The organism is Agreia sp. Leaf210, from assembly GCF_001421485.1.
Lineage (GTDB): Bacteria > Actinomycetota > Actinomycetes > Actinomycetales > Microbacteriaceae > Agreia.
The window spans coordinates 770,585-794,206 of sequence record NZ_LMKK01000001.1; the positions used below are offsets into that span (position 1 = coordinate 770,585).

Genomic DNA, 23,622 nt, shown 5'->3' on the forward strand with positions numbered 1-23,622 from the left:
AGCGCCTTTCAGGCGGCGTCAAGCTGCGTTACCTCGCGTTGCGTGCGTGACGTCGTGTGTCGAGAGATGCCCGCAATGATCGGTCCCGGTTCGTAGCGTGTGGGCATGAGCACAGTGCAGTCAGAATCTGAAGCAGCCGTCGATGACACCGCCTTCGCCGCCGAATGGCAGGCGTGGCACGACGCCCACGAGACGAACCGGGCAGACCCGCACGGATTCCTCGCGGTCACGAGCCTCAACTGGCTCGACGAGAACCCGACGAGATACCGGGACGCCCCGGGCGAGTGGTCGACGTCGGACGCCGGACCCGTGGTCACCCTGGCCGAGGGCGAAGAGCTCGTGATCGACGGAGAGAAGGCCACCGGCCGGCACGCCTTCGGCGTCATCCCCGAGCGCGGCGGAGTCACCGTGAGCGCCGGAGACGCACAGTTCGAAGTCGCCAGACGCGGAGGAGCCGACATTCTGCGCCCGCGGCACCCGTCGCATCCGACGCTCGTCGACTACACGGGCACCCCGGTCTACCCGCCGAGCGCGCGCTGGAGGGTCGAGGGCGTCTTCGTGCCCTTCGACGAGCCGAAGCCGGTGACCGTCGGCTCCGTGGCAGAGGGCCTCGAGCACGTCTACGACTCCCCCGGAGTCGTCGAGTTCGAGCTGCGAGGCGAGACCTTCTCGCTCACCGCGTTCAACGGGCAGGCGCCCGGCTCCCTGTTCGTGCTGTTCACCGACGCCACGAGCGGGGTCACGACGTATGCCGCCAACCGCTCGCTGCAGATCGCCGCGCCGGATGCCTCCGGTCGGGTGACGATCGACTTCAACCGGGCGACGAATCTTCCGTGCGCCTACACCGAGTTCGCCACCTGCCCGCTGCCTCCCGCCGAGAACCGGCTGCCCATCGGAGTGGAGGCCGGCGAGAAGACTCCCCTGCATCCGAGCTCGGAATCCGAAGGAGCACCGCGATGAGCCGCACACCCTTCCACCTCGGCATCGCCCTCGACGGGGCGGGCTGGCATCCCGCCGCCTGGCGCCTCGACGCCGCGCGCCCCGCGGCCCTGTTCGACGCAGACTACTGGCTCTCGCTCGTGGTCGAGGCTCAGGCCGGTGGCATCGACCTCGTGACCATCGAGGACTCCTTCGGCCTGCAGACGACGGGCTATGGCGCGTTCGAGCTGCGCGGCGACGAGGTGCGCGGCCGGCTCGACGCGCTGCTGCTCGCCAACACCATCGCGGCGCAGGTGCCCGGCATCGGCGTCGTGCCGACCGTGACCACCACGCACACCGAACCGTTCCACACCGCCACGGGCATCCAGACCCTCGACCATGTCTCAGAGGGCTGGGCCGGATGGCGGGTGCAGGTGTCGGGCCGCTCCCACGAGGCCGCCCACGTCGGTCGGCGCGTAGTTTCCGCGCTCGACCCGGTTCGCGCCGCCGCCGGCACGGACGAGAAGCAGACCGCGCTCATCCGAGAGCTGTTCCGCGAGGCGGCCGACGCGATCGAGGTCGCCCGTCGGCTCTGGGACAGCTGGGAGGACGACGCGGTGATCCGCGATGTCGCGACGGGCCGCTTCATCGACCGCGAGCGCCTGCACTACGTCGACTTCGAGGGCGAGAGCTTCAGTGTGAAGGGGCCATCGATCGTGCCTCGCTCGCCACAGGGTCAGCCGCTCGTGTACGTGTTGGCCCACCAAAAGGTGCCCTACGAACTCGCCGTCGCACAGGCCGACATCGTGGGCGTCACTCCGCACTCCGACGAGCACCTCGAGCAGATTCTGGGCGAACTGGGCGACGCAGAGCTGGCGGTCGATCGTCGCGTCGACGAGCCGCTGCGCGTCTGGGGCGAGGCCGTGGTGCTCATCGAGGAGACGCGCGAGGCGGCCGCGGCAGCCCTCGCGACGCTCGACGAGCTGCACGGCTCGCCCTACGCATCCGACGCCGTGATTCTCGCCGACACGGCCGAGAACGTCGCGGCGCAGCTGCTGCGCTGGCAGCAGGTCGGCCTCTCTGGAGTGCGGCTGCGGCCCGCGCGCCTGCCGCTCGATCTCGAGCGCATCACCCGGAGTGTCGTGCCCGTGCTGCACGAGACGGGGGTGCTCCGGCGACCGCAGTCTCCGACCACTCTGCGCGAGCGCCTGGGGTTCGCTCCTGCGGAGAACCGCTACGCGACCGCCCGCCCCGAGACCGCCGACCTGATCGAGAGCGCCAGCCGATGACCACCTCCTCGTCGAAGCCCACGAAGCAGATCCACCTCGCCGCCCACTTTCCCGGCGTGAACAACACCACGGTCTGGAGCGACGAGCGTTCGCGGAGCCAGATCGCCTTCTCGTCGTTCCGCCACTTCGCGCAGAACGCCGAGCGCGGCAAGTTCGACTTCCTGTTCCTCGCCGAGGGGCTGCGGCTGCGCGAGACGCGCGGACTCATCCACGACCTCGACGTGGTCGGTCGCCCGAACACGCTCGCGATCCTCGCCGCGCTCGCCGGCGTGACGTCGAACATCGGGCTGGTCGGAACCCTGAGCTCGACGTTCAACGAGCCCTACGAACTCGCGCGGCAGCTCTCCACTCTCGACCACCTCAGCGGAGGGCGCGCGGGCTGGAACATCGTGACCACCTCGGATGCGTTCCACGGTGCGAACTTTCGCCGCGGAAAATTTCTCGACCTCGCCGATCGCTACACGAGGGCGCAGGAGTTCTTCGACGTCTCGTCGCAGCTATGGGACAGCTGGGCCGACGACGCGATCGTGGCAGACAAGGCATCCGGCGAGTTCGTGCGCACCTCTGGCCTCGGGCTCGTCGACCATCACGGCCCGCAGTTCGATGTGACCGGCTACGCGACGCTACCGCCCAGCCCGCAGCGGCATCCGGTGATCGTGCAGGCCGGCGATTCGCCTGACGGCCGCGATTTCGCGACGAGCTCTGCCGACGTGATCTTCTCGAGGCACGCCGATTTCGAGGCCGGGCGCGCGTTCTACGACGATGTGAAGGGGCGACTGGATGCCGTGGGGCGCCTCCGCGATTCGCTCAAGATCCTGCCCGCAGCCACTTTCATACTCGGAGATACGCACGCCGAGGCGCTGGAGCGGTCGCGTGAGATCTCGAGGCTGCAGGTGAGCCCGCAGACCGCCATCTCGTTTCTCGAGCAGGTGTGGAACACCGACCTCTCGGGCTACGACGTCGAGGGCCCGCTGCCCTCGATCGATCCCGTCGTCACGGCGGAGGGCGGCGCGAAGGGCCGGGCCCACGTGCACACCGACCCGGTCGCGACGGTGAACGCCTGGCGCGAACAGGCAGAGGCATCGGGCTGGTCGATACGCGACCTCGTGATCTCGTTCGCCGCGAAGCACACCTTCGTGGGCACACCGACCGTCGTCGCGGAGACGATCAACCGGCACGTGCAGGAGGATGCCTCGGACGGCTTCGTCATCGTGGGCAACACCAACCCGACCGGACTCGACGAGTTCGTCGACCGGGTGATTCCCGAGCTGCAGGAGCGCGGCGTGTACCGCACCGACTACGACGAGGGCGCGACGCTGCACGAGACACTCGGACTGCCGGCCGTGCCTGCGCGATCGGCCTCGACGTCGGCTGGCGCAGGGTTGGTCTCGGCCTAGTGGTCACGCGAGCAGACGTCGTCGTGGTCGGCGGTGGAGCCATGGGTTCCGCCGCCGCCTGGCAGCTCGCCCGCCGGGGCCGCGAGGTGACGCTGCTCGAGCGCTTCGGCCCCGGGCACACCCAGGGCGCGTCGCACGGGGCGTCGCGCAACTTCAACCTCAGCTACGGCGACGACACCTACCTGTCGCTGCTGCGCGAGGCGCTGCCACTGTGGCGCGAGCTCGAGGCCGAGTCGGGCACGGCCGTTCTCGATCAGGTCGGGCTCGCCAGCCACGGTGCGAATCCGGCCTTCGACGCGGTGGCATCGGCCTTGCCGGCCTACGGATTCGACGCGTCGTTCCTCACCCCGGAGGAGGCCGGCGAACGCTGGCCGGGCATCCGCTTCGATACCCGTGTGCTGTTCACCCCGCAGGCCGGCAGGCTCAATGCGGATGCCGCGGTGTCGGCCCTGCAGCGGGCCGCGGCCGCGCGCGGCGCCGTGGTGCGGCATCATTCTCGGGTCGTCGCCATCCGGGTCGTGTCACCCGATTCGGTGCTGGTCGAGGTGCAGCCGCTCGACGCGGTGAGCGGCGAGCCCGCGGGTTCTCGCGAGACGATCGACGCGAGGCGAGTGGTCGTGACGCTCGGAGCGTGGACGCAGAAGCTCCTCGGCTCGACGGTCGCCCTGCCGCGACTCGTCGTCACTCAGGAGCAGCCGGCCCACTTCGCGGTGCGCGACTCGTCGATCGCATGGCCGGGGTTCAACCACGCGCCCAGCCCTCTCGACCCGTCGTACGACTACTGGTACTCGCCCGTGTACGGCATGTTCACGCCTGGCCAGGGCGTGAAGGCCGGATGGCACGGCACGGGCGCGGTGGTCGATCCGGATGCGCGCACGTTCGTCGCGGAGCCGGCCCAGTTGGCGGCGCTTCAGCGCTACGCCCGGGAGTGGCTGCCGGGGGTCGACGCGGAATCGTTCGTGGAGATCAGCTGCACGTACACGACGAGCCCCGACTCGAACTTCGTCGTCGATTCGGCGGGGCCTCTGGTGATCGGCGCGGGGTTCTCGGGCCACGGGTTCAAGTTCACCCCGTCGATCGGCCGCATTCTGGCCGATCTCGTCGAGGACGTGGCGTCGGCGCCCGCCTTGTTCTCGCTGGCCGCGGCCCGCTGACCTCTAGGACCACGACGCATGCAAACGGGAGGAATTGCGCGCATCCAACGCACATACGGCGTCGATCTTCGAAATCTCCTCCCGTTTGCCGACGAACGGACGGAGAACAGTGCATCCGAGCCGTATATGAGGTCTGTTGAACGGATCTCCGCCCATTCCCGAAGAGGCTTGGCCCGCCCCAGGCCGCGGGGCCTCGAGATGCCAGTTGCACCATTGAACGAGGACTTCCTGGGTCTCGGACGTGACGTCGGTCTCGCACACCAGACGTTCAACCGGATTCACGTCGGTCAGGGGATCAGGACGATCTTTCCGCGGGTGTGGCCCTCTTCGCTGAGGCGCTGGGCGTCAGCGGCGCGGGCCAGTGGAAAACGCTCCGAGACTTCCACGTCGAACCTGCCCTGAGCGGCAAGCTCGATCGCGGCGGGAACGCCCTCGGCCCGTAGCCGGACCTCCTCGTCGGTGAGTGGCACCGGGCTTCCGCCCATCCACGCCCGGATACCCAGCTCGGCGGCTCGGCCTCCGACCACGATGGTGCCGATGCGCGAGCGGTCGTCGACCAGCTCGAAGGATGCCTGGAGGGCCTCTTCTGTTCCGGCCCCGTCGAGCACCACGTCGATGCCCTCCGGCGAGGCCTCGCGCACGCGCTCGACGAGCCCTTCTCCGTAGCTCAACGGAACGGCGCCGAGTTCGACCAACCGCTCGTGGTTCGCGGGGCTCGCGGTCGCGAACACGCGGGCTCCCCACGCCACGGCGAACTGCACGGCCGCCTGTCCCACGCCGCCCGTTCCACCGTGGATCAGGAGTCGGGTTCCCTTGGTGACGCCCAGCGACCGCAGCGCCTGATAGGCGGTCGAGACCGGAATGCCCACGGCCGCAGCCTGCGACCAGGTCCAGACGGACGGCTTGCGAGTGAGGTTCGAGGGCGCGACCACGAGGTGGCTGGCGTACGCGCCGGTGGCGCCCTGGATGATGACCTCGTCGCCCGAGGCCCAGCCCTCGACGCCGGAACCGACCTCGAGAATGACGCCGGAGGCATCCGCACCGACGCCGCGCGGGCCATCGAGCGGGGCCGACGCTCGGAACCCGGAGCGCAGTTTCGAGTCGATGGGATTCACCCCGATGGCCTGGATCTCGACGAGCACGTGGCCGTCGGTCACAGAGGGAAGAGGAACCTCGACGACCTCGAGAACGTCCGGTCCTCCGAGACGTGAATACTGAACAATTGTCGCCATTTTCGGCCCCGTTCTGTTCACCGAGTGCAGGTTTTTCACCGGCTCTGCGCGACGCTAGTTCGCCGACGCGCGGTTTGCAAGCCTGCGCCCCGCACATGCGGGGAGCTCTCACCTACCGGGCTCAGGAGGAACCGGCCCGTCGAGCGCGAACAGCGCCGACGCGGCCGGTTTCTCCTGAATACGGGCGCCGCGTACGCTCGATCTATGCTCGAACCGCTCGACTCCCCCGCTGACACCGCATCCGACCCGGCCGCCGCACCGGCATCTGACCCGGCCGCCGCCGCTTTCACCGTTCGCCTGGCGCGACCCGACGAGTACGACGCCGTGGGCGAGCTCACCGAGCTCGGCTTCGCCACCGGTCCCTACGCTCACCTGCCACGCAGCCCCGAGCGGGCGACGCTCGAGCGCGATGCGGGTGCCCGCGCCGCCGATGGAGGCTTGCTCGTGGCCGTCGACGAGGGCACAGAGAAACTCCTCGGCACCGCGACGGTCACCCGCGCCGAGAACCCCATCTCGCGCCAGGCTCGCGACGGCGAGGCAGAGCTGCGCCTCGTGGCCGTCGACCCGCCCGCCCGCGGTCGCGGCGTCGCGCAGGCGCTCGTGCAGGCATCCATCGAGCTCGCCGCGAGCTGGGGCGCGCCCGCCCTCGTGCTCGACACGGGACCGCTCAACCACACGGCGCAGCGCAACTACCTCCGCGCCGGCTTCGAGCGGGTCGTCGCGCGCGAACTCGGCACCGAGACCGGAATCGGCACTCCCCAGGTCTACCGCTACCCGCTCGAGAACGTCGCACCCGTGCGCATCCGGCTCGTGCGATCCCACGAGCTCGAGGCTGTCGCCCGCCTCACGGTCGACGCCTACACGAACGACTACGACCTCTCCGAGAGCTACGTGCGGTCCCTGGCCGATGTGCATGGCCGCGCCAGGTCCGACGAGGTGTGGGTCGCTGAGGACACGGCGACCGGCGCCATCCTCGGCACCGTCTGGACGCCCCGGCCCGGCGCGCGCATCTCGCCGGTCGCACAGGGCGACGAGCTCGACTTCCGGCTGCTGGCCGTGGCCCCGGATGCCCGGGGGCGCGGAATCGGCGAAGCGCTCGTGTCGCACGTGGTCGGCCTCGGCCGCATCCGGGGTGTGAAGCGCGTGGTGATGAACACCGGCAGCATGATGCTCCCCGCGCAGAGGCTGTACACGCGGCTCGGCTTCGCGCGCCTGCCTGAGCGCGAGGAGCGCATCGAGGTGGAGCCGGGCAGATTCGTCGACATCTACGCCTTCGGGCTCGACCTGTAGCGCCGTCCCCGAACTGACTGTGCCCGAATACCTCCATTCGTGCGCCGGGACGGACGCGGAATGGCGGTATTCGGGCACAATCGCCGAGCGCGCTAGTCGGTCTTCGGCAGCCCGGGCGGGTTGATCTGGCTCGTGGGAATCGATTCGCTGTCGAGCCCCCAGCGGTCGAGCACCTCCTGGTACTGGCCACCCTCGATCGTGGCGTTGATGACGATTCCCACGGCGTCGATGAGGCCGTTGCCCTTCTTCGTCGCCGCAGCGATGTCGGCCGTCTGCGGCCATCCGCCACTCACGGTGCCCACCTGTTTGGTGTCGCCTGTCGAGGCCGCGGCGTAGGCGCCGCTCGCGTTCGGGTAGAAGTACGCGTCGGCTCGCCCTGACTGGATGGCGAGGTTCGCGGCGGCGTTGTCGTCGTAGTAGACGAGCTCGGCCGGCTTCTTGCCCGCCGCGGTGAGCTCCTCATTCCAGGAGAGCAGGATCTTCTCCTGGTTGGTCCCCGATCCCACGATGATCGTCAGCCCCGAGATGTCGTCGGCGCTCTTGATCGAGGCGATGTCGCTGTCGGCCTTCACATAGAAGCCGAGCAGATCGACGCGGTAGCTGGCGAAGTCGTAGAGCTCTTTGCGCTCTTCGGTGACGGTGACGTTGTTGAGGATGATGTCGTACTTGCCCGACTGGATTCCGAGCGGCCAGTCCGCCCAGTCGACCGAGACCGGGTTGTACTCGAGACCCAGGCCGTCTGCGACGAGAGCCGCGAAGTCGGCCTCGCTTCCGAGCGGCGTGCTGTTGTCGTCGGATGCCGCGAAGACCAGAGGCGGGGCGCCGCTCTTCACGGTCTGGGCGACGGTGAGCTTGCCGGCTTCGATCGGCTGGAAGCCGCTGGCTTTGAGGGATGCGACCGCGTCGGCGACGGGGTCGATACTGGGCCGGTCGGCCGCGTTCTTGGTTGTGAGGTCGAACGAGGTGGCCGCCGCGACCTGCTGCTCGGTCGAGCCGGCGGGTGTGCCGTCGGCGGAGCTCGTGCTGTTCGCGTTGGCCGCGAGGGCGATGCCGCCTCCGGCGAGGGCGACGACGACGACTGCGCCGACGATAGCCCCGATCTGTTTCTTGTTGATGGCCATGATGGTGTTGCCTCTCTTGGATGCTGTTGTGGTGCGGTAGGAATAGTGCGGCGATGCTGGGCGCTGGCGCTCAGAGCACCTTGCGGAGGAAGTCCTTGGTGCGCGCATGACGCGGCCTCGACAGGACCTGGCCGGGCGTTCCCTCTTCGAGGATCTCGCCCTGTTCGAGAAAGACGACGCGGTCGGCGACCTCGCGAGCGAACCCGATCTCGTGCGTCACGATGATGAGCGTGGTGCCGCTCTTCGAGAGCTCCCGGATGACGTCGAGCACCTCTCCGACGAGCTCGGGGTCGAGCGCGCTGGTCGGCTCGTCGAACAGCAGCACCTTCGGGTTCAACGCGAGCGCTCTCGCGATCGCCACGCGTTGCTGCTGACCGCCGGAAAGCTGCCGCGGGTAGTGGTGCTCTTTGTCTGCGAGCCCCACCCTCGCGAGCAGGGCCTTCGCCTGCTCGCGGGCCTCGGCCTTGCTCGCTCGCTTCAGGGCGACGGGCGCCTCGACGACATTCTCGAGAGCGGTCAGATGCGGGAAGAGATTGAAGTTCTGGAAGACGATGCCGATCTGCGTGCGACGCTCGAGGACGTTCTTCTCGGGGAGCTCGTGCAGCCTGCCGGAGCGGAGCTCGTAGCCGATGTACTGCCCGTCGACGGTGACCGATCCGGCGTCGACGGTCTCGAGGTGGTTGATGGTGCGCAGCAGCGTGGATTTGCCCGATCCCGACGGGCCGATCAGAGCGATGACCTCGCCGGGCTGCACCGTCAGCGATACGTCGCGCAGCACCCGCACGGCGCCGTAGCTCTTCGAGACGTCGGTGATCTCGACCAGTCCGACGGTGGCGCGAACCGGCTTCGCGGGGAGGGGAATCGCCTGCTCGTCGAACGAACGGATGAATGTCGGGGTGCTCATGATCCACTTCCCAGAACGATGTCGTGTCGTCGGTTCTTCTCTGCCGCGAGCGGGTCGTCTGCGGTCTCGTCGCCGAGGCGTGCCCACTGCTGTTTCACCCAGCCCGTCGCACGCTGCACGGGCGTCGGCGGAAGCTCGCGATGCGCTCCGCGGGCGTAGTGCCGCTCGACGTAGAACTGGATGATCGAGAGCACCGTGGTGATGATCGCGTACCAGACCACGGCCACCAGCAGCATCGGGATGACCCGCTGGTTGCGGTTGTAAATCACCTGCACGGTGTAGAAGAGCTCGGGCAGCGCCACCACGAAGACCACGGAGGTGCCCTTCACGAGGCCGATGACCTCGTTGAAGAAGTTGGGCAGGATGGCGCGGGCGGCCTGCGGCAGGATGATGCGGAAGAAGCGCACCCGCCGCGGCAGGCCGAGAGCCGCGGATGCCTCGAGCTGTCCCTGGTCGACAGACAGGATGCCGCCGCGAATGATCTCGGCGAAATACGCGGCCTGATGCAGCGTGAGTCCGATGGTTGCCGCGGCGAATGCCGTGATCAGCGTGGTGGTCGAGAACTCGACGAGCCAGAAGTCGGTCGTGAACGGGGTTCCGAGGCCCAACGTCGGGTAGAGGTAGCCCAGGTTGTACCAGACGAGGATCTGCACGAGCAGCGGCACCGAGCGGAAGAACCAGATGTAGACGTAAGCCGCCCCGCTCAGCAGCGGTGACTTCGAGAGCCTGAAATTCGCCAGCACGGCCCCCAGGACGAACCCGCCGATGACGGACACGACAGTGAGTCCCAGGGTCACGCCGAGGCTGTTCAGCACCGACTGCGAGAAGAAGTACTCGGCGAACACGTTCCACTCGTATTGCTTGTTCGTGACGAGCGACCAGGCGAACTGCAGCACCACGAACGCGACGAATGCGCTCAGCACCCACCGCCACCAGTGTCGTGTGGGTACCACTTTCACACTGCTGCGCTGGTCGAGTAGGCCGCCCGCGGCCGTATCGAGACCATCGGATGTGGTCTCGATACGCGGTGCTCGTTCCTCGCGACCGCTACTCGACCGGCGCAGACCGAGACTGGCGTCATGCGCCGCCGTGATGCCGACCACGTCGAGGGGCGCGCCATCCAGGCTCTTGGCGAACCCGTGCACGATCACCTCCTCGGGATCGAGCGCGGTGTCGAACAGCGGCGTGTAGCCGGTCTGGAAGTAGAGGTGTTTCGCCTCGGGCTGGCGCGGACCTGTCGTGAGGTACGCCCTTGTGTATCCGCGACGCACGGCCTCCTCCTCGAGCTCTTTCACCACGCGTCGGGCGAGTCCCTGCCGCCGATGCGACGACGAAGTCCAGATGCGCTTCAGCTCCGCCGTGTGCTCGTCGAATCTCTTATATGCTCCTCCGGCTATGGCGACGCCATCGCGTAGGAGCAGCACAAACGCACCGCCCTCGTCGGGCGAGAACGCCGACGCCGGATAGCGGCGGATCTCGGCCGACGCCTTCTCGCCGAAGAACTCTCCATAACGCGCGTCGTACTCCTGTTCGAGCTCCCGCAGCAGCGGTTGGGCCGCGGGGTCGTCGGCCGAGACGTAGACGAACCTGTCGGTACCCCGCGGTGTCTGGTCAAGCAGCGTCACGGGATGCCTCCGCCCTGGTCGATGCCGACTGTGACGCCTTCGATGACGCGGCTGCCGCCGCCGCGTCGCGCTTCGCGACCTCGTCGCGCACGAGCGGAATGACGTAGCGACCGAAGTCGACGGTGTCGTTCACGAAGTCGTAGCCGCGGGCCGAGATGATGTCGACGCCCAGATCGATGTAGTCGAGCAGGGCAGCGGCCACAGTCTCCGGCGTGCCGACGAGGGCGTTCGAGTTGCCACGCCCACCGGATGCCGCGGCCGGCCTCGTCCACAGAGCCCGGTCGAAGCGGTCGCCCTGGTTCGCGATCGACAGCAGCCTCTGCGAGCCGGCGTTCTCGGGGTTCCTCAGCTCTCCGACGAACGACGAGGGAGCTGCCTGCGCCTGCCGCGCCTCGATCTTTCCGAGGATCTCCTCGGCCTTCTTCCACGCCAGCTCCTCGGTGGCGCCGAGGATCGGGCGGAAGGCGACCTGGATGCGGGGGCGCTCTGCGCGTCCCGCAGCGTGCGCCTCCACAGTGATGCGCTCGATCTGCTCGGCGGTGTTCGCCAGCGGCTCGCCCCACAACGCGTAGATATCGGCGTCGGCAGCGCCGATCCGGTAGGCCGCCTCGCTCGATCCGCCGAACGAGATCTGCGGACGAGGCTGCTGCGCGGGCCAGATGTCGCTGACGAAGTTCTCGAAGCGGTAGTGCGCACCGTCGAAGCTGAAGGGCTCGCGGCTGGTCCACGCCTTCTTCACGATCTGGATGTACTCGCCGGTGCGGGCGTAGCGCTCGTCCTTGGTAAGGAAGTCGCCCTCCGCCGCCTGGTCTGCCGTCGAGCCGCCCGTGATCACGTGCACGTTGAGGCGCCCGTCGCTGATCTGGTCGAGGGTCGCGAAGACCTTCGCTGCGTAGGTGGGGTACGACACGTTCGGCCGGTGCGCCAGCAGAATCTTGAGGTGGTCAAGCTTCGACGCGATGAAGGCCGCCGCGGTCGCCGGGTCGGGCGAGCCCGAGTGGTAGGCGAAGAGGATCCGATCCCAGCCGTGGTCTTCGTGGGCTCGGGCGAACCGCAGCGTGTAGTCCTTGTCGAAACTCGCACCCGAGCGGGCCTGGGTCTCGCCGCCGTCGTTGAGCCCGGCGATGCCGAGAAATTCGATGGGCATATCTGCCTCCTTACGTCTTGCGTCTCGACACGGGCCGTGTCGCGTTGGTGAGACGTTAGGTCGGGCCGTGCACGCGGGCCAAGCAGATTCGTTCACAATTCGTCACGTCGTCACAGGGGGTCACAAACCTCGATTTCGATGGACGAAACGTCGACGGTTGTGTCATGTCGCACGCGCCCACCTCCCTCATCGACCCGCCCGAGTTCCGGATCGCCCTCATCGGCGGTGGCCCCCGCGGAGCCGGCGTTCTCGAACGGATTGCGGCGAATCTGCCCAAGCTGTGGCGATCCGACGCACGCATCCGCATCCACGTGATCGACCCGCATCCGGCGGGCCCCGGGCGCATCTGGCGCTTCGACCAGTCGCCCCTGCTAAAGCTCAACTCGATGGCGGCCGACGTGACGATGTTCACCGACGAGTCCTCGACCATCGACGGCCCCGTGCGCCCCGGACCGTCGCTTATCGAGTGGGCTCGACTCGTGAGCGCTGGCGAGATCGCGATCCCCCGGGTCGATGCGCGCCTGCGCCAGGAGATCGAGAACCTCGCGCCCGCCAGCTTTCCGACGAGACGCCTGCAGAGCCTCTACCTCAGCTGGTTCTTCGCGGATGCCGTGGGCCTCCTCCCCGAGACCGTCACGGTGGTCGTGCACCGGGCATCCGCGGTCGAGACCGTTGACGACGGGCCGACCCAGCGCATCCTGCTCGACGACGGCGTCTCGATCGCCGCCGATGTCGTGCTGTACTCGCTCGGTCACACCGGCGCCGACGCCGAGCCCGAGCACGCCGACCTCATCGCCTTCGCGCGCCGCCGTGAGCTGTTCTACCTGCCACCGGCATTCACCGCGGATGCCGACACCCGGCCGATCGTGCCCGGCCAGCGGGTCATCGTGCGGGGCATGGGCCTGGCGGCGGTCGACCTCACGGTGCTGCTGACCGAGGGCCGGGGCGGCCGCTTCGACCGCGGCGACGACGGGGTGCTGCGCTACACCGCATCCGGCCTCGAGCCGCGGTTGTACTTCGGCTCGCGCCGTGGCGTTCCCTATCACTCGAAGATCTCGTCGACGCTTGTGGGCGAGCGGCCTGCGGCACGGTACTTCACTCCGGCGATCGCACGCGCGCTCGAAGACACTCGCCCCTCGCTCGACCTCAGCGTCGACGTATGGCCGCTGATCGCCAAGGACATGCTGTGGGGCTACTACCGCGAGCTCTTCACCGGGCACCCCGACCGGGTCGAATCCAGTTGGGACTCGTTCACGTACGCCTTCGACCGGCTCGATCCGCGCGCCCTGCTGCTCGCCTCGCCACACACCGAGCTCCACGACAGCGCTCCGCGAGGCCACGCGATCCCCTCGCGCGACGAGCTCGCCGACGACGACGACCTCATCGCGCGCGACGCGCAGGCCTTCGTCGACCTGGTCGAGGGTAGCGTCTCGTACTCCGACGACAGACTCTTTTTGCCCGAGCTCGATCGGCCACTGGGGGGCGCGCTGGTCGCGGACCCGGAAGAGCTTCAGGAGCTCGTGCGCGACTACATCCGCACCGATCTCGCTTTGCGCACACGCCCAGAGCACAGCGCCACGCTCGGACTCTTCGTGGCTCTGCTCACCAGCCTCTTCACCCTCTCTGACCTCATCGACTCCCCCAAGTGGACCGCGCAGTCGCGTGTGCGCGACATCCACGGCTGGTGGCTCGGCTACTTCAGCTTCATCGCGAGCGGCCCTCCGGCACATCGGCTCGAGGAGCTCGTCGCGCTCTCGGAGGCGGGCATCGTCAAGTTCCTCGGAGCAGGAGTCTGGGTGCAGGCCGACGAAGAGGAGGGGATCTTCCGCGCCGGCAGCGCAACGACGCCGGTCACCGTCACCGCGAGCGCCCTGGTGGATGCGCGGCTGCCCGCGACCGCGATCTCGCGCAGCGACAACGAGTTGCTGAGGTCGCTGGTCACGAGCGGCGCCGGACTCGAGGAGGTCGTCACCGATGGGGCCTTCTCGGCCAGCACGGGCAGGTTGTCGGTGCGGCAGCTCGACACCAGGATTCTCGGCGCGGGCGGGGAGCACTCGTCACGCCAGTACGCGATCGGGCCGTACACGAACTCCCCGTTCGTCGGGGCGTTCTCGCGCCCGCGCACGAACGCGATCTCCTTCCGAGAGAACGACAAGGTCGCTCGCGCCATCCTGAGTCGCCTTGCCGAGCTGGCCCAGGAGCGAGGTGACACTTTGCGCGCGACAGAGGCCGCGTGGTGACAGTTCGGTTGACCCGAAGTGTCACCATGCGACCTCCCGCACCGCGTCGTCAGCGGCGCAGTGCCTTGCGCGCGAGGTAGTTGCCCAAGAACTGCACCAGCTGCACGATCACGATGATCACGAGCACGGCGGCCCAGGTCACCACGGGATGGAACTGCCGGTACCCGTACTGGATCGCGAACGTGCCGAGGCCGCCACCTCCGACGTAGCCGGCCACCGCCGACATGTCGACGAGCGCCACCACGATGAACGTGTACCCGAGAATCAGCGGGCCGAGCGCCTCGGGAATCAGCAGTGTCAGCATGATGCGGCTCCGGCTCGCTCCGACCGACCTCGCGGCCTCGATCACTCCGGGCTGCACGGTGAGCAGGTTCTGCTCGACGATGCGGCTGATGCCGAATGCGGCCGCCAGCGACAGAGTGAAGATGATCGCCGTGTTGCCGATTCCGGTGCCCGTGACGAAACGCGCGAGGGGCTGAGCCGCGGCGAGGAAGATGATGAACGGAATCGGGCGGAACACGTTGACCAGCACGTTGAGCACGCCGAAGACAGGCCTGTTCGAGAAGAGGCTGTTCGACCGGGTCGTGTATAGACCGAGGCCGAGGAGCAGTCCGCCGAGGCCGCCGAAGATCAGGCTGAGGCCCACGATGTAGAGGGTCTCGTAGCTGGCTTGCCAGAGCTTGGGCAGCAGGGGAATCAGGTCATCCATGGCTCGGTGCCTCCGTGGCGTCGACCTTGGTCGCGATCGTGGCGAGTGCGCGATCGACAGCATCGGCGTCGCCCGTCAGCGCGAGGGTGAGATGGCCGAAGACACGGCCCCGGATGTCGTTGATGCCGCCGTAGATCAGATCGAATGCGACGCCGGCCCGGGCGAGGTCGGAGAACACGGCGCCCTGCGACGTATTGCCGTCGCGGAACGACAGTGTCACGATGCGACCCGGATGCCGCTGCCGGAGCGCCGTGAGTTCGGTGGCGGACGGCACGCCGCGCACCACCGTCGACACGAACCGCTGCGACGACGCCTCCGTGGGCTTCGAGAAGACGTCGAACACGTCGCCCTGTTCCACGATGCGCCCGCCATCCATGACCGCGACCTTGGTGGCCAACGTCTGGATGACATCCATCTCGTGGGTGATGACCACGATCGTGACGCCGAACTCGGTGTTCACCCGCTTCAGCAGCTCGAGCACCTCGTGCGTGGTCTCGGGGTCGAGCGCGCTGGTCGCCTCGTCGGCGAGCAGGATGCGGGGGCTCGTCGCGAGGGCCCGAGCGATGCCGACCCGCTGCTTCTGCCCACCCGACAGCTGCTCGGGGTAGTTGCGCGCCTTGTCGGAGAGACCGACGAAGTCGAGCAGCTCGGCCACCCGCGGGGCGATGTCGCGGCGGGGCGTCTTCGCGACCTCCAGCGGGTACGCGACATTGCCCGCGACGGTCTTAGAGGTGAAGAGGTTGAACTGCTGGAAGATCATGCCGATGCCGAGGCGCAGGCGGCGCAGCTCGCGCTCTTTCATACGGGTCACCTCATCGCCGTCGACCAGGATGCTGCCGCTGGTCGCGTGTTCCAGAGCGTTGATGAGCCGCACGAGGGTGCTCTTGCCCGCTCCGGAATAGCCGATGATGCCGTAGATGTCGCCCGCCTCGATGTCGAGAGTGAGGCCGTCGACGGCGTGCACGACGTCACCGCCACGCCGGGAGGGCGGATAGGACTTGGTGACGTCGCGCAGACTGATGAGAGGCATCGAGCCGATCAGCCCTTGGCCTTGATGTCTGCCTGCACCTTGTCGAGCGACGACTGCAGGTCGGAGACGGGAGTCTTCACGAACACGGCCGTCCCGCCCGAGTTCTCCTGAACCGCGTCGGTGACCGTCTTGGTGTCCTGGTAGATCGACACGAGTTTCTTGAAGGTCTCGTTGTCCTTGTCTTCCGCACGCGCGGCGAAGATGTTCACGTAGGGCAGAGCGTTGGCGTCGGCCGGGTCGTCCTGGGCGATCGCGTCGTCGAAGGTGAGCCCGGCATCCGCCACGAAGTCGTTGTTGATGATGGCGGCGGCCACGTCGGGAAGCGAGGTGGCCGTGAGCGATGCCTCGAGCGTCGTGACCTTCACCGTCGACTTCTCGGTGTCGACGTCGTCGACCGTCGAGAAGATGCTGCCGCCGTCTTTCAGCTCGACCAGGCCGGCTGACTGCAGCACGAGCAGCGCACGCGACAGGTTCGACTCGTCGTTCGGAATCGCGACGGTATCGCCCTTCTCGATGTCTTTCACCGAGTCGTACTTCGTGGAGTACAGAGCGAGCGGGTAGATGGCGGTGGCACCGACGGGCACGAGGTCTTCACCCGAGGCTTCGTTGTACTGGCCGAGGTAGACGATGTGCTGGAACTGGTTGAGGTCGATCTCGCCCTCGGAGAGAGCGGGGTTGGGCTGGGGGTACTCGGTGAAGTCGACGATGTCGACCGAGATGCCCTCGTCTGCCGCCGCCTTCTTGTAGATCTCCCAGTAGGGGTCGCTGGCGCCGACGACGCCGAGCTTCACGGGGTTGTCGGCAGTGCCCTTCTCGGCGTCGCCTGCGGATCCGGCGCACCCCGCGAGGGCTGCGATGAGGGGAAGAGCGGCTGCTGCGGCCAGGATCTTCTTGGAGAGGGACATGGTGCTTCCTTTCGTGGAGCAGGTGCTTTTGTGGAGCAGCTGTCCACGCTACGGACACCCCGAACGGGTCACGAAACGACGGTGTAACAAAGGGACTTGCACTGCGTTCAGCGCGCGCGACCCCCGCAGGTGACCGCTCTCGTCAGGCGCGGGCTCGTCGGCGCGCGAGGATCACCAGCACCAGACCGCCGGCCAAGACGACGAGCCCTAGCGCACCGACCGCCACGGCTCCGACGACATCCAAGAAGGTCACCACCGGTCCCACCGTGAACCGGGCATCTGAGACGGGGCCGTCACAGGAGATCCGGAGGGCACCCGCCGTGTCGGCCCCGAAGCTGCCCTGCGAGTCCCACCGCTCGGGCAGAAGCAGCCCCTGCTGAATCATGCTGGGCCTGAGTCCGAACTCTTCGCCGTCGAGGTCGCCGGTGCACGAGATGTCGCTCCACCGCTCGTTGGGCGTGACATAGACGGCGTGGTCTCCGCGTGACACGTCGACCGTCATCACCGTGCCGAATGAAACGGGCGGCGCAAGCTGAAACCCGGCGCCGAACCCCAGGTAGGCTCCGCCGAGCAGACCGAACACTCCCAGTACCGTCAGGATCAGCCCGACGACGGTGAGCGCGCGCGCCGGCCGCGCTCTGGGCTTGTTCTCGTATTCGTTCAACGGTGAGGTCACCATGCGACGAACCTACACGTCGACAACAGGCCGGTAGTGGCGCAGCACCGCCGAGAGCGGCGTCGTCGGCGTGCGCACCGCCACGTCGAAGCGCTGCAGCATCGACGGAATGGTCGGCGTGATCTCGATGCGGCACTCCAGCTCGCCCGTGCGACCGGGAATCGTCCAGGCGACGTGGGCGGGGGCGACCGACCAGGTGAGCCGGGCGTCGAGCGGCGGCGCGGCCGCGGCATCCACGACCCCGCCGACCTCGGCGACGGCAGCAGCGATACGCGCATCGCGCACCTCGGCCGGCACGTCGCCGAGCAGATTCGGGCTGAACACGGTTGATGCATCGGCCGCGTCGAGGATGCGCCCGGAACCGAGAACGACGGCATCGACGGCGCGGGCCGCCGCCACGGTCGCCGGCCACAGCTCGATGCGCCGCGCGGGCTCGTCGACGGAGTCGAGAACGAGCCGCAGCATGTCTGCTGCGGCGACCGACAGCTTGAGTCCGTTCGTGTTACCGAAGACCACCGCGCCGAGCCCCGACTCCAGGTGCCAGCGCATGTTCGACGACCAACCCGGCAACCCGCCTGAGTGCTGAGCGAAGCGGCCGAACCGCACGTCGTGCTCGACGTACAACCCGAGCCCGTACCCCTGCGCCTCGAGGGTGGGTGACGCTGTGCGGTCGGCCGCGCCCGGCGCGACGGTGTGGATGCGTTGCATTTCGCGGCGCGACGCTCTGCTAAGGATGGCGTCGTCGGTGTTGGTGGCGTCGAAGGCGCTCGAGAGCCAGCCACTCCACCGCGCGATGTCGGGCGGGGTGCTGAACATGCTCGCGGCACAGGCCCCGATGCCGCCGCCGACGACGGGACGAGAGACCCAGCTCGCGCCCTTGTCGAAGCTCGTGTAGCCGTGCGCGATGCCATCGCCGGGCTCGCCGTCGCCCGCGAAGTCGGCGGGCTTGTATCCCGTGCTCGTCAGCCCGAGCGGCTCGAGGAACGTTTCGCGCGCGAACTGTTCGAACCCCTGACCCGCAAGGTCTTCGACGATCACGCCGAGCAGCCAGAAACCCACGTTGGAGTACTGGAAGCCCACGCCCGGCAGGCCGGCGAAGCCTAGCCCCGCGTCGACGACCGCCAAGAAGTCCTCGCGCGAGAGGGCGAGCTCGTGGTCGGCCCAGCCGTTGTCCTCCGGCAGCCCCGAGGAGTTGCTCATGAGCATCCGCACCGTCACGGGTTGAACGACACCGGCAGCATCGACCGGGTCGCGGAACTGCGGCACGAGCTCGGCGACGCGGTCGTCGAGCGACAGCAGACCGCGATCGCGCAGCACGAGCACGGCAGCGATGCAGAAGCTCTTCGACATCGAGGCGATGCGGTAGATCGTCTCCTCACCGGGAGCGCGGCCGTCGAGTTGGAACTCGCCGACCCCGTGGTGGAACAGCACGCCATGCCGGTCGAACACGGCGTAGCTGAGTGACGGGCTCACCAGATCGGTGTCGTCGAACCATGAGCTGAGGCGCGCGACGACGTCGGGTGAGAGTTCGGTTGCGAGACTCATGATCAGCGTGTCTCGGATGCGGGACCGGCGTGGGCGGCGTCGTCGAGCGCCGGGCCTCCGATGGCCTGGCCCATCCAGGTGAGCGCGCGCCAGCCCGAGTCCGGGCTGCCTTCGAGGACGACGACTCCGGTGTTACTCAGTGAGTGTTCGGCCGAGAAGTCGGCGCTCACGTTCTCGGCTCGGGCTCCGACCCAGGAGCGGATAATGGCTCCGTGCGACACGACGGCCACGCAGGGCAATCCGGTGGCGACGGCCTCCGCGATCACCTCGTCGTAGCGGGCGTACACCTCGGCGCCCGACTCGGCCCCGGGCATCCGGCGGTCGACGTCGCCGTCGGCCCACGCGATGACGGTCTCCATGTAGATCCGCACGGCCTCGTCGTCGTTGCGCATCTCGAGCTCCCCGGCATCCACCTCGCGGAGGCCCGAGCGGATCTCGACCGTCAGGCCGCGGTCCTCGGCGAGAGGAGCAGCGGTGAGCTGCGCGCGCAGCTGCGTCGACGCGAAGATCGCCCCGATCGGCTCTGCGGAGAGCGCCGCGGGAACGGCGTCGGCCTGCTCGAGACCGAGCTCGGTGAGCCCCGGACCGGGGATCGCGGTGTCGAGGGCCCCGATGACGTTCGAGGGAGTCTGGCCATGTCGGATCAGCAGTAAACGCATCCCTCGAGATTACCGGCCCCGTTCGTCGAGCTCGTCGAGACGAGCCTGGAACAACCCTTCGAGAGGCTCAGGGAGCGGGAGACGAGAACGGCGTGCCGTAGTGCTCTGCCAGGCGTCGCAGGCCCTCGTCGAGGCTCACCGCCGGCTGCCACTGCAGCTCGGCGCGCGTGCGGCGCTGGTCGAACCAGTGCGCGGTCGACAGCTGCTCCGCAAGAAAACGCGTCATGGGCGGCTCGTCCGCTCCCGGCTTGACGCGCCAGACGGCCTCGATAGCTGAGCCAGCGGCGCGCGCGACGCCGGCAGGAACCCTCCACGCGGGTGCGGGGACTCCGGCGGCCGCGCAGATGCCGGCCAGCAGCTCGGCAACCGGTCGCGGCTCGCCGTTGGTGATCACGTAGGCGTTGCCGTGCACCTCGTCGACGCGCCAGAGGGCGGCAGCGATCGCGGAGGCCGCGTTGTCGATGTACGTCGTGTCGATCAATGCGGCGCCGCGATCGAGCAGCGGAAGCCGCCTCGCCCGCGCCCGCTCCACGATGCGCTCGATCAGCTGCGTGTCTCCCGGGCCCCACACCAGATGCGGGCGTACCGCGACCACCCGCAACGACTCCGAGTCGGCACGCAAGGCCAGCTGTTCGGCGAGCGCCTTCGTGCGGGCGTACTCGCCGCGCGCGTTCTGCGGGTCGGCGGGTTGCGCGTCGTCGCCGACGATGGATGCCCCGGCGTGCGCCACCGACGGCGACGACACGAACACGAGACGGCCGACTCCCGCGTCGCGCATCGCCGCGATCAGCGTTCGGGTTCCCTCGACGTTCACGGCCGCGAACTCCGCCGGATCGCCCGCCAGCGAGACCTTCGCGGCGAGGTGCACCACGGCATCCACACCCTCGACGGCGCGCGCGACATCGGCGCGCGACGTCAGCGAGCCGAGCGCGTCGTCGACTCCCACGACACCGGATGGCCGCCGCTGGAACGTGCGCACCTCATGACCGGCCGCCGCGATCTCGCGGGCGACGGCTCCTCCGAGAAAGCCGCTGGCTCCCGTGACGAGAACCCTCACGGCGCGCTCAGTTTTCCGCCTGCGAGCACACCCTCGGCCCAGCGCGCGAGAGCAGAGCGGTCGATCTTCGAGTTGTGCCGGATGTCGGTGGGCAGCACAGGCACCACCAGCACCGCCGCGATATCGAGCCCTGCGGCGTGGCGCACGGCGGCGCCCAGCTCGGGGTCGGCGAGGGCGGGGCGGCGGGCCGGAGGGTCGGTCTCGAGCACGACGACGAGCTGCTGGGTTCCGCGAGGTCCGATGCCCGCGAGCGCCACTCTGCCGACGCCGAGCACCGATTCGATCTTCTGCTCGGGCCCGACGGGGGTGACGACTCCGCCTGCCGTGACGATGACGTGCGGAAGCCGACCCTCGACCCAGAGCCTGCCCTCGGCGTCGAGGTGGCCGACGTCTCCGGTGCGGTGCCATCGTTCGGCGGGAACGTCGGACTCGTCCGAGATCGAGTCGGCGTCGGCGATGCGGTTCGTTGCCCAGAGCCGGTCGTACGACTGCTTCAAGTGCGGAGCAGAGAGAACGATCTCGCCTGTGATTCCCGGCCGCTCGCTCGGCTCGGCGGTCGGCATGCCGCGCTCGTCGAGCCCTGCGATGCGCACGCGCACCGACCCGGCGGGCGCTCCCACGCACACTCCGCCGGCGTGCCCGCCGTCGGCCAGAGCGGCGGCATCCTCTGCAGCGGCGCGGATGCCCTCCAGCGTGATGTCCGTCATGAGCAGGCCCTCGGTCATGCCGTAGGGGGTGTGCGGGGTCGCGTTCGGCATCAGTCGGCCGGCGGCGGCGAGAAGGGCCTCGGGCACGGGAGCACCCGCCGAGAGGAACGTCTTCACGCCCGCGAGCGCCGCGGTGTCGGCGGCGTTCAGGGCATCCGCTGTCGCGACCACGTTCGCGAGCGCCGCGGGCGAGAGAAAGACGACCGATGCATCCACCGCCGCCGCGGCCTCGGCCGTGGCCTTCGCGGTGAGGGTGCGCGGCGAGGTGACATTCATGTCGGGGGTGACCGAGCGGGCACCGAGGGCGGGTCCGAGCAGGGCGAAGGGGGCGAATCCCGCCACGAGACCCGTTCCGACGCCGATGTCGTACTGCAACGACAGGGCGTCGCGCACCGCCTCGAGCTGGGCGTGCGTGTAGACGACGCCCTTGGCGGGCCCCGTCGATCCCGAGGTGAATAGAACGGCGGCGACCGCGGATGCCGAGGGCGGCTCGGGCAGAGATTCGTCGGCGCCCAGCCGGGCGAGCTCGGACAGGGAGTGTCGAACGCCGAGCGCCAGGGCGCTGGACCGCGGAAGCATGGTGGTGGAGATCTTCTGTCCGGGCCACGAGAAGGCGCGGGCGACCGTGAGCCCCGGGAGGGCGCCGATCACGTGGTCGGGGCGGGCCCCGCGCACGGCGCGGGTCAGGCCGGGAAGGCCGAGTCCCGCATCTGCGACGACGACGACCGCTCCGATGCGCAGGCACGCGTAGAGCACCGCGGTCAGGTCGGCGCTCGGCGGAATGAGGAGGGAGACGCGATCGCCGGGCTTCACGCCCACTCGAACGAGGCCGGCGGCGAGCTGACGCACCCGTTTGGAGAGGAGCTTCCACGAGACGTCTCGCCGCGGCTTCATGTCGACGAGGGCGACGTCGGTGCTGTCGCGCCGCTCGTCGAGCACGCTCCAGAGGGGCGTCGCCGAGGCGTCTCGCTCCCTGAGCTTGTCGAAGGGCCGCTCATCGATGGGGTCAGATCCCTTCGACGAGCTCAGGGAACGACTAGCCAGCCAGTCGAGCACGACGGGCGCGTAGTCCACGTCTTCGGCGATCATGTGCCCGGCGCCCTCGAACCTGTGGATGTCGGCCTGCGGCATGCGCTCGGCGAGATCGTCGAGATACGTGTCGGAGAAGATGGGGTCTCGGGGGCCCCACAGCATGAGCGAGGGAACGCCGAGCTCGCGCACACCGGCTGCGATGCGCTCGAGCTCGTTCCACGATCGGTGCTGCTCGTCGACGGGGATGTCGGCTACGAAGGCGCCGATGCCGCCCCGCCGGTCGGCCGAGCGATAGGGGGCGCGGTACCCGTTCTTCACGTCTGACTCGAGCGACGGATGCGCGAGCGCCAGCGTGGTCTCGAGGAACCCGGGCGTGGCCACGGTCGCCCGCCCCAGCATGCCGCGCTGCAGCGTGAGACGCAGCGGCCACGGAATAGCGCGATCCTCGGGCTGGTGGATGGCCGTGTTCAGCAGCACGACGCCGGAGAGCTCGTCGGGGTGGTCGACGGCCCAGCCCATCGAGACGACTCCGCCCCAGTCATGGCCGACGGTGACCACGGGGCCGGAGAGCTCGAGCGTCTCGGTGAGAGCGGAGAGGTCGGAGACGCGTTGCTCGAGCCCTCGCTCGATGCCGGTGCGCTCGGAGAAGCCCATCTCGAGCTGATCGACGGCGATGACCCGCCACACCTCGCCGGAGCCGGTCTCGGCGGCGATGGCTGCGGCATCCGTCGCGGCACCGACGAGCTCGCGCCAGAGGTAGGACCACGTCGGGTTGCCGTGCACGCACAGCATCGTGCCCACCGGCGTCACGCCGAGCTCGTCGAGCACCGCCGCGTTGTCGAGCAGATGCCAGGTGACCGGGTGACCGGACTCGCCGTCGACGACCTCGACCAGGCGCGAGAATCGCGCATCCATGCCCGGCAGACCTGCCGGGGGAAGCGACGCGGGAGCGGTGCGACCCGCCGACCGGGGCAGGCGGGAGGAG

At 68.7% G+C, this 23,622-nt stretch carries 19 protein-coding genes; 6 read left to right on the plus strand and 13 right to left on the minus strand.

All coding sequences use genetic code 11. The features are described from left to right. Window positions 1-105 precede the first annotated feature (105 nt). From ASE64_RS03625 to ASE64_RS03640, 4 genes are read left to right on the plus strand one after another with little or no spacing between them, the layout of a single operon-like run. Window positions 106-960, plus strand: coding sequence for a DUF1684 domain-containing protein (locus tag ASE64_RS03625; protein WP_055775998.1), 855 nt, complete (start codon window positions 106-108; stop codon window positions 958-960). Beyond that, window positions 957-2,207: an LLM class flavin-dependent oxidoreductase gene (locus ASE64_RS03630; RefSeq protein ID WP_055776000.1), complete on the plus strand. Its 1,251-nt coding sequence runs from the start codon at window positions 957-959 to the stop codon at window positions 2,205-2,207. The genes ASE64_RS03625 and ASE64_RS03630 overlap by 4 nt, the downstream gene beginning before the upstream one ends. Next, a complete protein-coding gene (locus tag ASE64_RS03635) occupies window positions 2,204-3,604 on the plus strand; it encodes an NtaA/DmoA family FMN-dependent monooxygenase (protein WP_055776003.1) in 1,401 nt (466 codons plus the stop codon). The genes ASE64_RS03630 and ASE64_RS03635 overlap by 4 nt, the downstream gene beginning before the upstream one ends. Then, window positions 3,604-4,758: an FAD-dependent oxidoreductase gene (locus ASE64_RS03640; RefSeq protein WP_082465864.1), complete on the plus strand. Its 1,155-nt coding sequence runs from the start codon at window positions 3,604-3,606 to the stop codon at window positions 4,756-4,758. The genes ASE64_RS03635 and ASE64_RS03640 overlap by 1 nt, the downstream gene beginning before the upstream one ends. Window positions 4,759-5,045: 287 nt before the next feature. On the opposite strand, the gene ASE64_RS03645 is transcribed toward ASE64_RS03640, so the two are convergent. Then, window positions 5,046-5,990, minus strand: a complete 945-nt coding sequence (locus ASE64_RS03645; RefSeq protein WP_055776005.1) for a quinone oxidoreductase family protein — start codon at window positions 5,988-5,990, stop codon at window positions 5,046-5,048. 204 nt (window positions 5,991-6,194) lie between these two features. Between ASE64_RS03645 and ASE64_RS17050 the strand changes: the two genes are divergently transcribed. Then, a complete protein-coding gene (locus tag ASE64_RS17050; protein WP_082465865.1) occupies window positions 6,195-7,280 on the plus strand; it encodes a GNAT family N-acetyltransferase in 1,086 nt (361 codons plus the stop codon). A gap of 92 nt (window positions 7,281-7,372) precedes the next feature. Here ASE64_RS17050 and ASE64_RS03655 read toward each other — a convergent pair whose 3' ends face one another. From ASE64_RS03655 to ASE64_RS03670, 4 genes are all read right to left on the minus strand, one after another. Beyond that, window positions 7,373-8,401, minus strand: coding sequence for an ABC transporter substrate-binding protein (locus tag ASE64_RS03655; RefSeq protein WP_055776009.1), 1,029 nt, complete (start codon window positions 8,399-8,401; stop codon window positions 7,373-7,375). Between the two features lie 70 nt (window positions 8,402-8,471). Beyond that, window positions 8,472-9,305: an amino acid ABC transporter ATP-binding protein gene (locus ASE64_RS03660; RefSeq protein WP_082465866.1), complete on the minus strand. Its 834-nt coding sequence runs from the start codon at window positions 9,303-9,305 to the stop codon at window positions 8,472-8,474. Beyond that, the gene (locus ASE64_RS17910; RefSeq protein ID WP_082465867.1) at window positions 9,302-10,930 is read right to left on the minus strand and encodes an ABC transporter permease subunit; all 1,629 of its coding nucleotides are present in this window, start codon (window positions 10,928-10,930) and stop codon (window positions 9,302-9,304) included. The genes ASE64_RS03660 and ASE64_RS17910 overlap by 4 nt, the downstream gene beginning before the upstream one ends. After that, window positions 10,917-12,077, minus strand: a complete 1,161-nt coding sequence (locus tag ASE64_RS03670; RefSeq protein WP_055776012.1) for an LLM class flavin-dependent oxidoreductase — start codon at window positions 12,075-12,077, stop codon at window positions 10,917-10,919. The genes ASE64_RS17910 and ASE64_RS03670 overlap by 14 nt, the downstream gene beginning before the upstream one ends. A 164-nt stretch (window positions 12,078-12,241) precedes the next feature. Between ASE64_RS03670 and ASE64_RS03675 the strand changes: the two genes are divergently transcribed. Then, window positions 12,242-14,317, plus strand: a complete 2,076-nt coding sequence (locus tag ASE64_RS03675) for an FAD/NAD(P)-binding protein (protein ID WP_055776015.1) — start codon at window positions 12,242-12,244, stop codon at window positions 14,315-14,317. A gap of 49 nt (window positions 14,318-14,366) precedes the next feature. On the opposite strand, the gene ASE64_RS03680 is transcribed toward ASE64_RS03675, so the two are convergent. The 8 genes from ASE64_RS03680 to ASE64_RS03715 all read right to left on the minus strand — a co-directional run bounded on the left by ASE64_RS03680 (window position 14,367) and on the right by ASE64_RS03715 (window position 23,552). Beyond that, on the minus strand, window positions 14,367-15,026 hold the full coding sequence (locus tag ASE64_RS03680; RefSeq protein ID WP_055776018.1) for a methionine ABC transporter permease: 660 nt from the start codon (window positions 15,024-15,026) through the stop codon (window positions 14,367-14,369). Then, window positions 15,019-16,056 carry a methionine ABC transporter ATP-binding protein gene (locus tag ASE64_RS03685; protein WP_055776021.1) on the minus strand — a complete coding sequence of 346 codons (1,038 nt, stop codon included), beginning with the start codon at window positions 16,054-16,056 and terminating at the stop codon, window positions 15,019-15,021. Before ASE64_RS03685 ends, ASE64_RS03680 begins: the two co-directional genes overlap by 8 nt. Window positions 16,057-16,064: 8 nt before the next feature. Further along, the gene (locus tag ASE64_RS03690; RefSeq protein ID WP_055776023.1) at window positions 16,065-16,961 is read right to left on the minus strand and encodes a MetQ/NlpA family ABC transporter substrate-binding protein; all 897 of its coding nucleotides are present in this window, start codon (window positions 16,959-16,961) and stop codon (window positions 16,065-16,067) included. A gap of 142 nt (window positions 16,962-17,103) precedes the next feature. Next, a complete protein-coding gene (locus tag ASE64_RS03695; protein WP_055776026.1) occupies window positions 17,104-17,640 on the minus strand; it encodes a hypothetical protein in 537 nt (178 codons plus the stop codon). A 9-nt stretch (window positions 17,641-17,649) separates the two neighbouring features. Next, complete coding sequence (locus tag ASE64_RS03700) at window positions 17,650-19,182, minus strand: serine hydrolase domain-containing protein (protein ID WP_055776029.1); 1,533 nt, start codon at window positions 19,180-19,182, stop codon at window positions 17,650-17,652. A 2-nt stretch (window positions 19,183-19,184) separates the two neighbouring features. After that, a complete protein-coding gene (locus ASE64_RS03705) occupies window positions 19,185-19,841 on the minus strand; it encodes a histidine phosphatase family protein (protein WP_055776032.1) in 657 nt (218 codons plus the stop codon). Window positions 19,842-19,908: 67 nt separating this feature from the next. Next, the gene (locus tag ASE64_RS03710; RefSeq protein ID WP_055776035.1) at window positions 19,909-20,898 is read right to left on the minus strand and encodes an NAD-dependent epimerase/dehydratase family protein; all 990 of its coding nucleotides are present in this window, start codon (window positions 20,896-20,898) and stop codon (window positions 19,909-19,911) included. After that, window positions 20,895-23,552: an alpha/beta fold hydrolase gene (locus ASE64_RS03715; RefSeq protein WP_055777413.1), complete on the minus strand. Its 2,658-nt coding sequence runs from the start codon at window positions 23,550-23,552 to the stop codon at window positions 20,895-20,897. The genes ASE64_RS03710 and ASE64_RS03715 overlap by 4 nt, the downstream gene beginning before the upstream one ends. Window positions 23,553-23,622 lie beyond the last annotated feature (70 nt).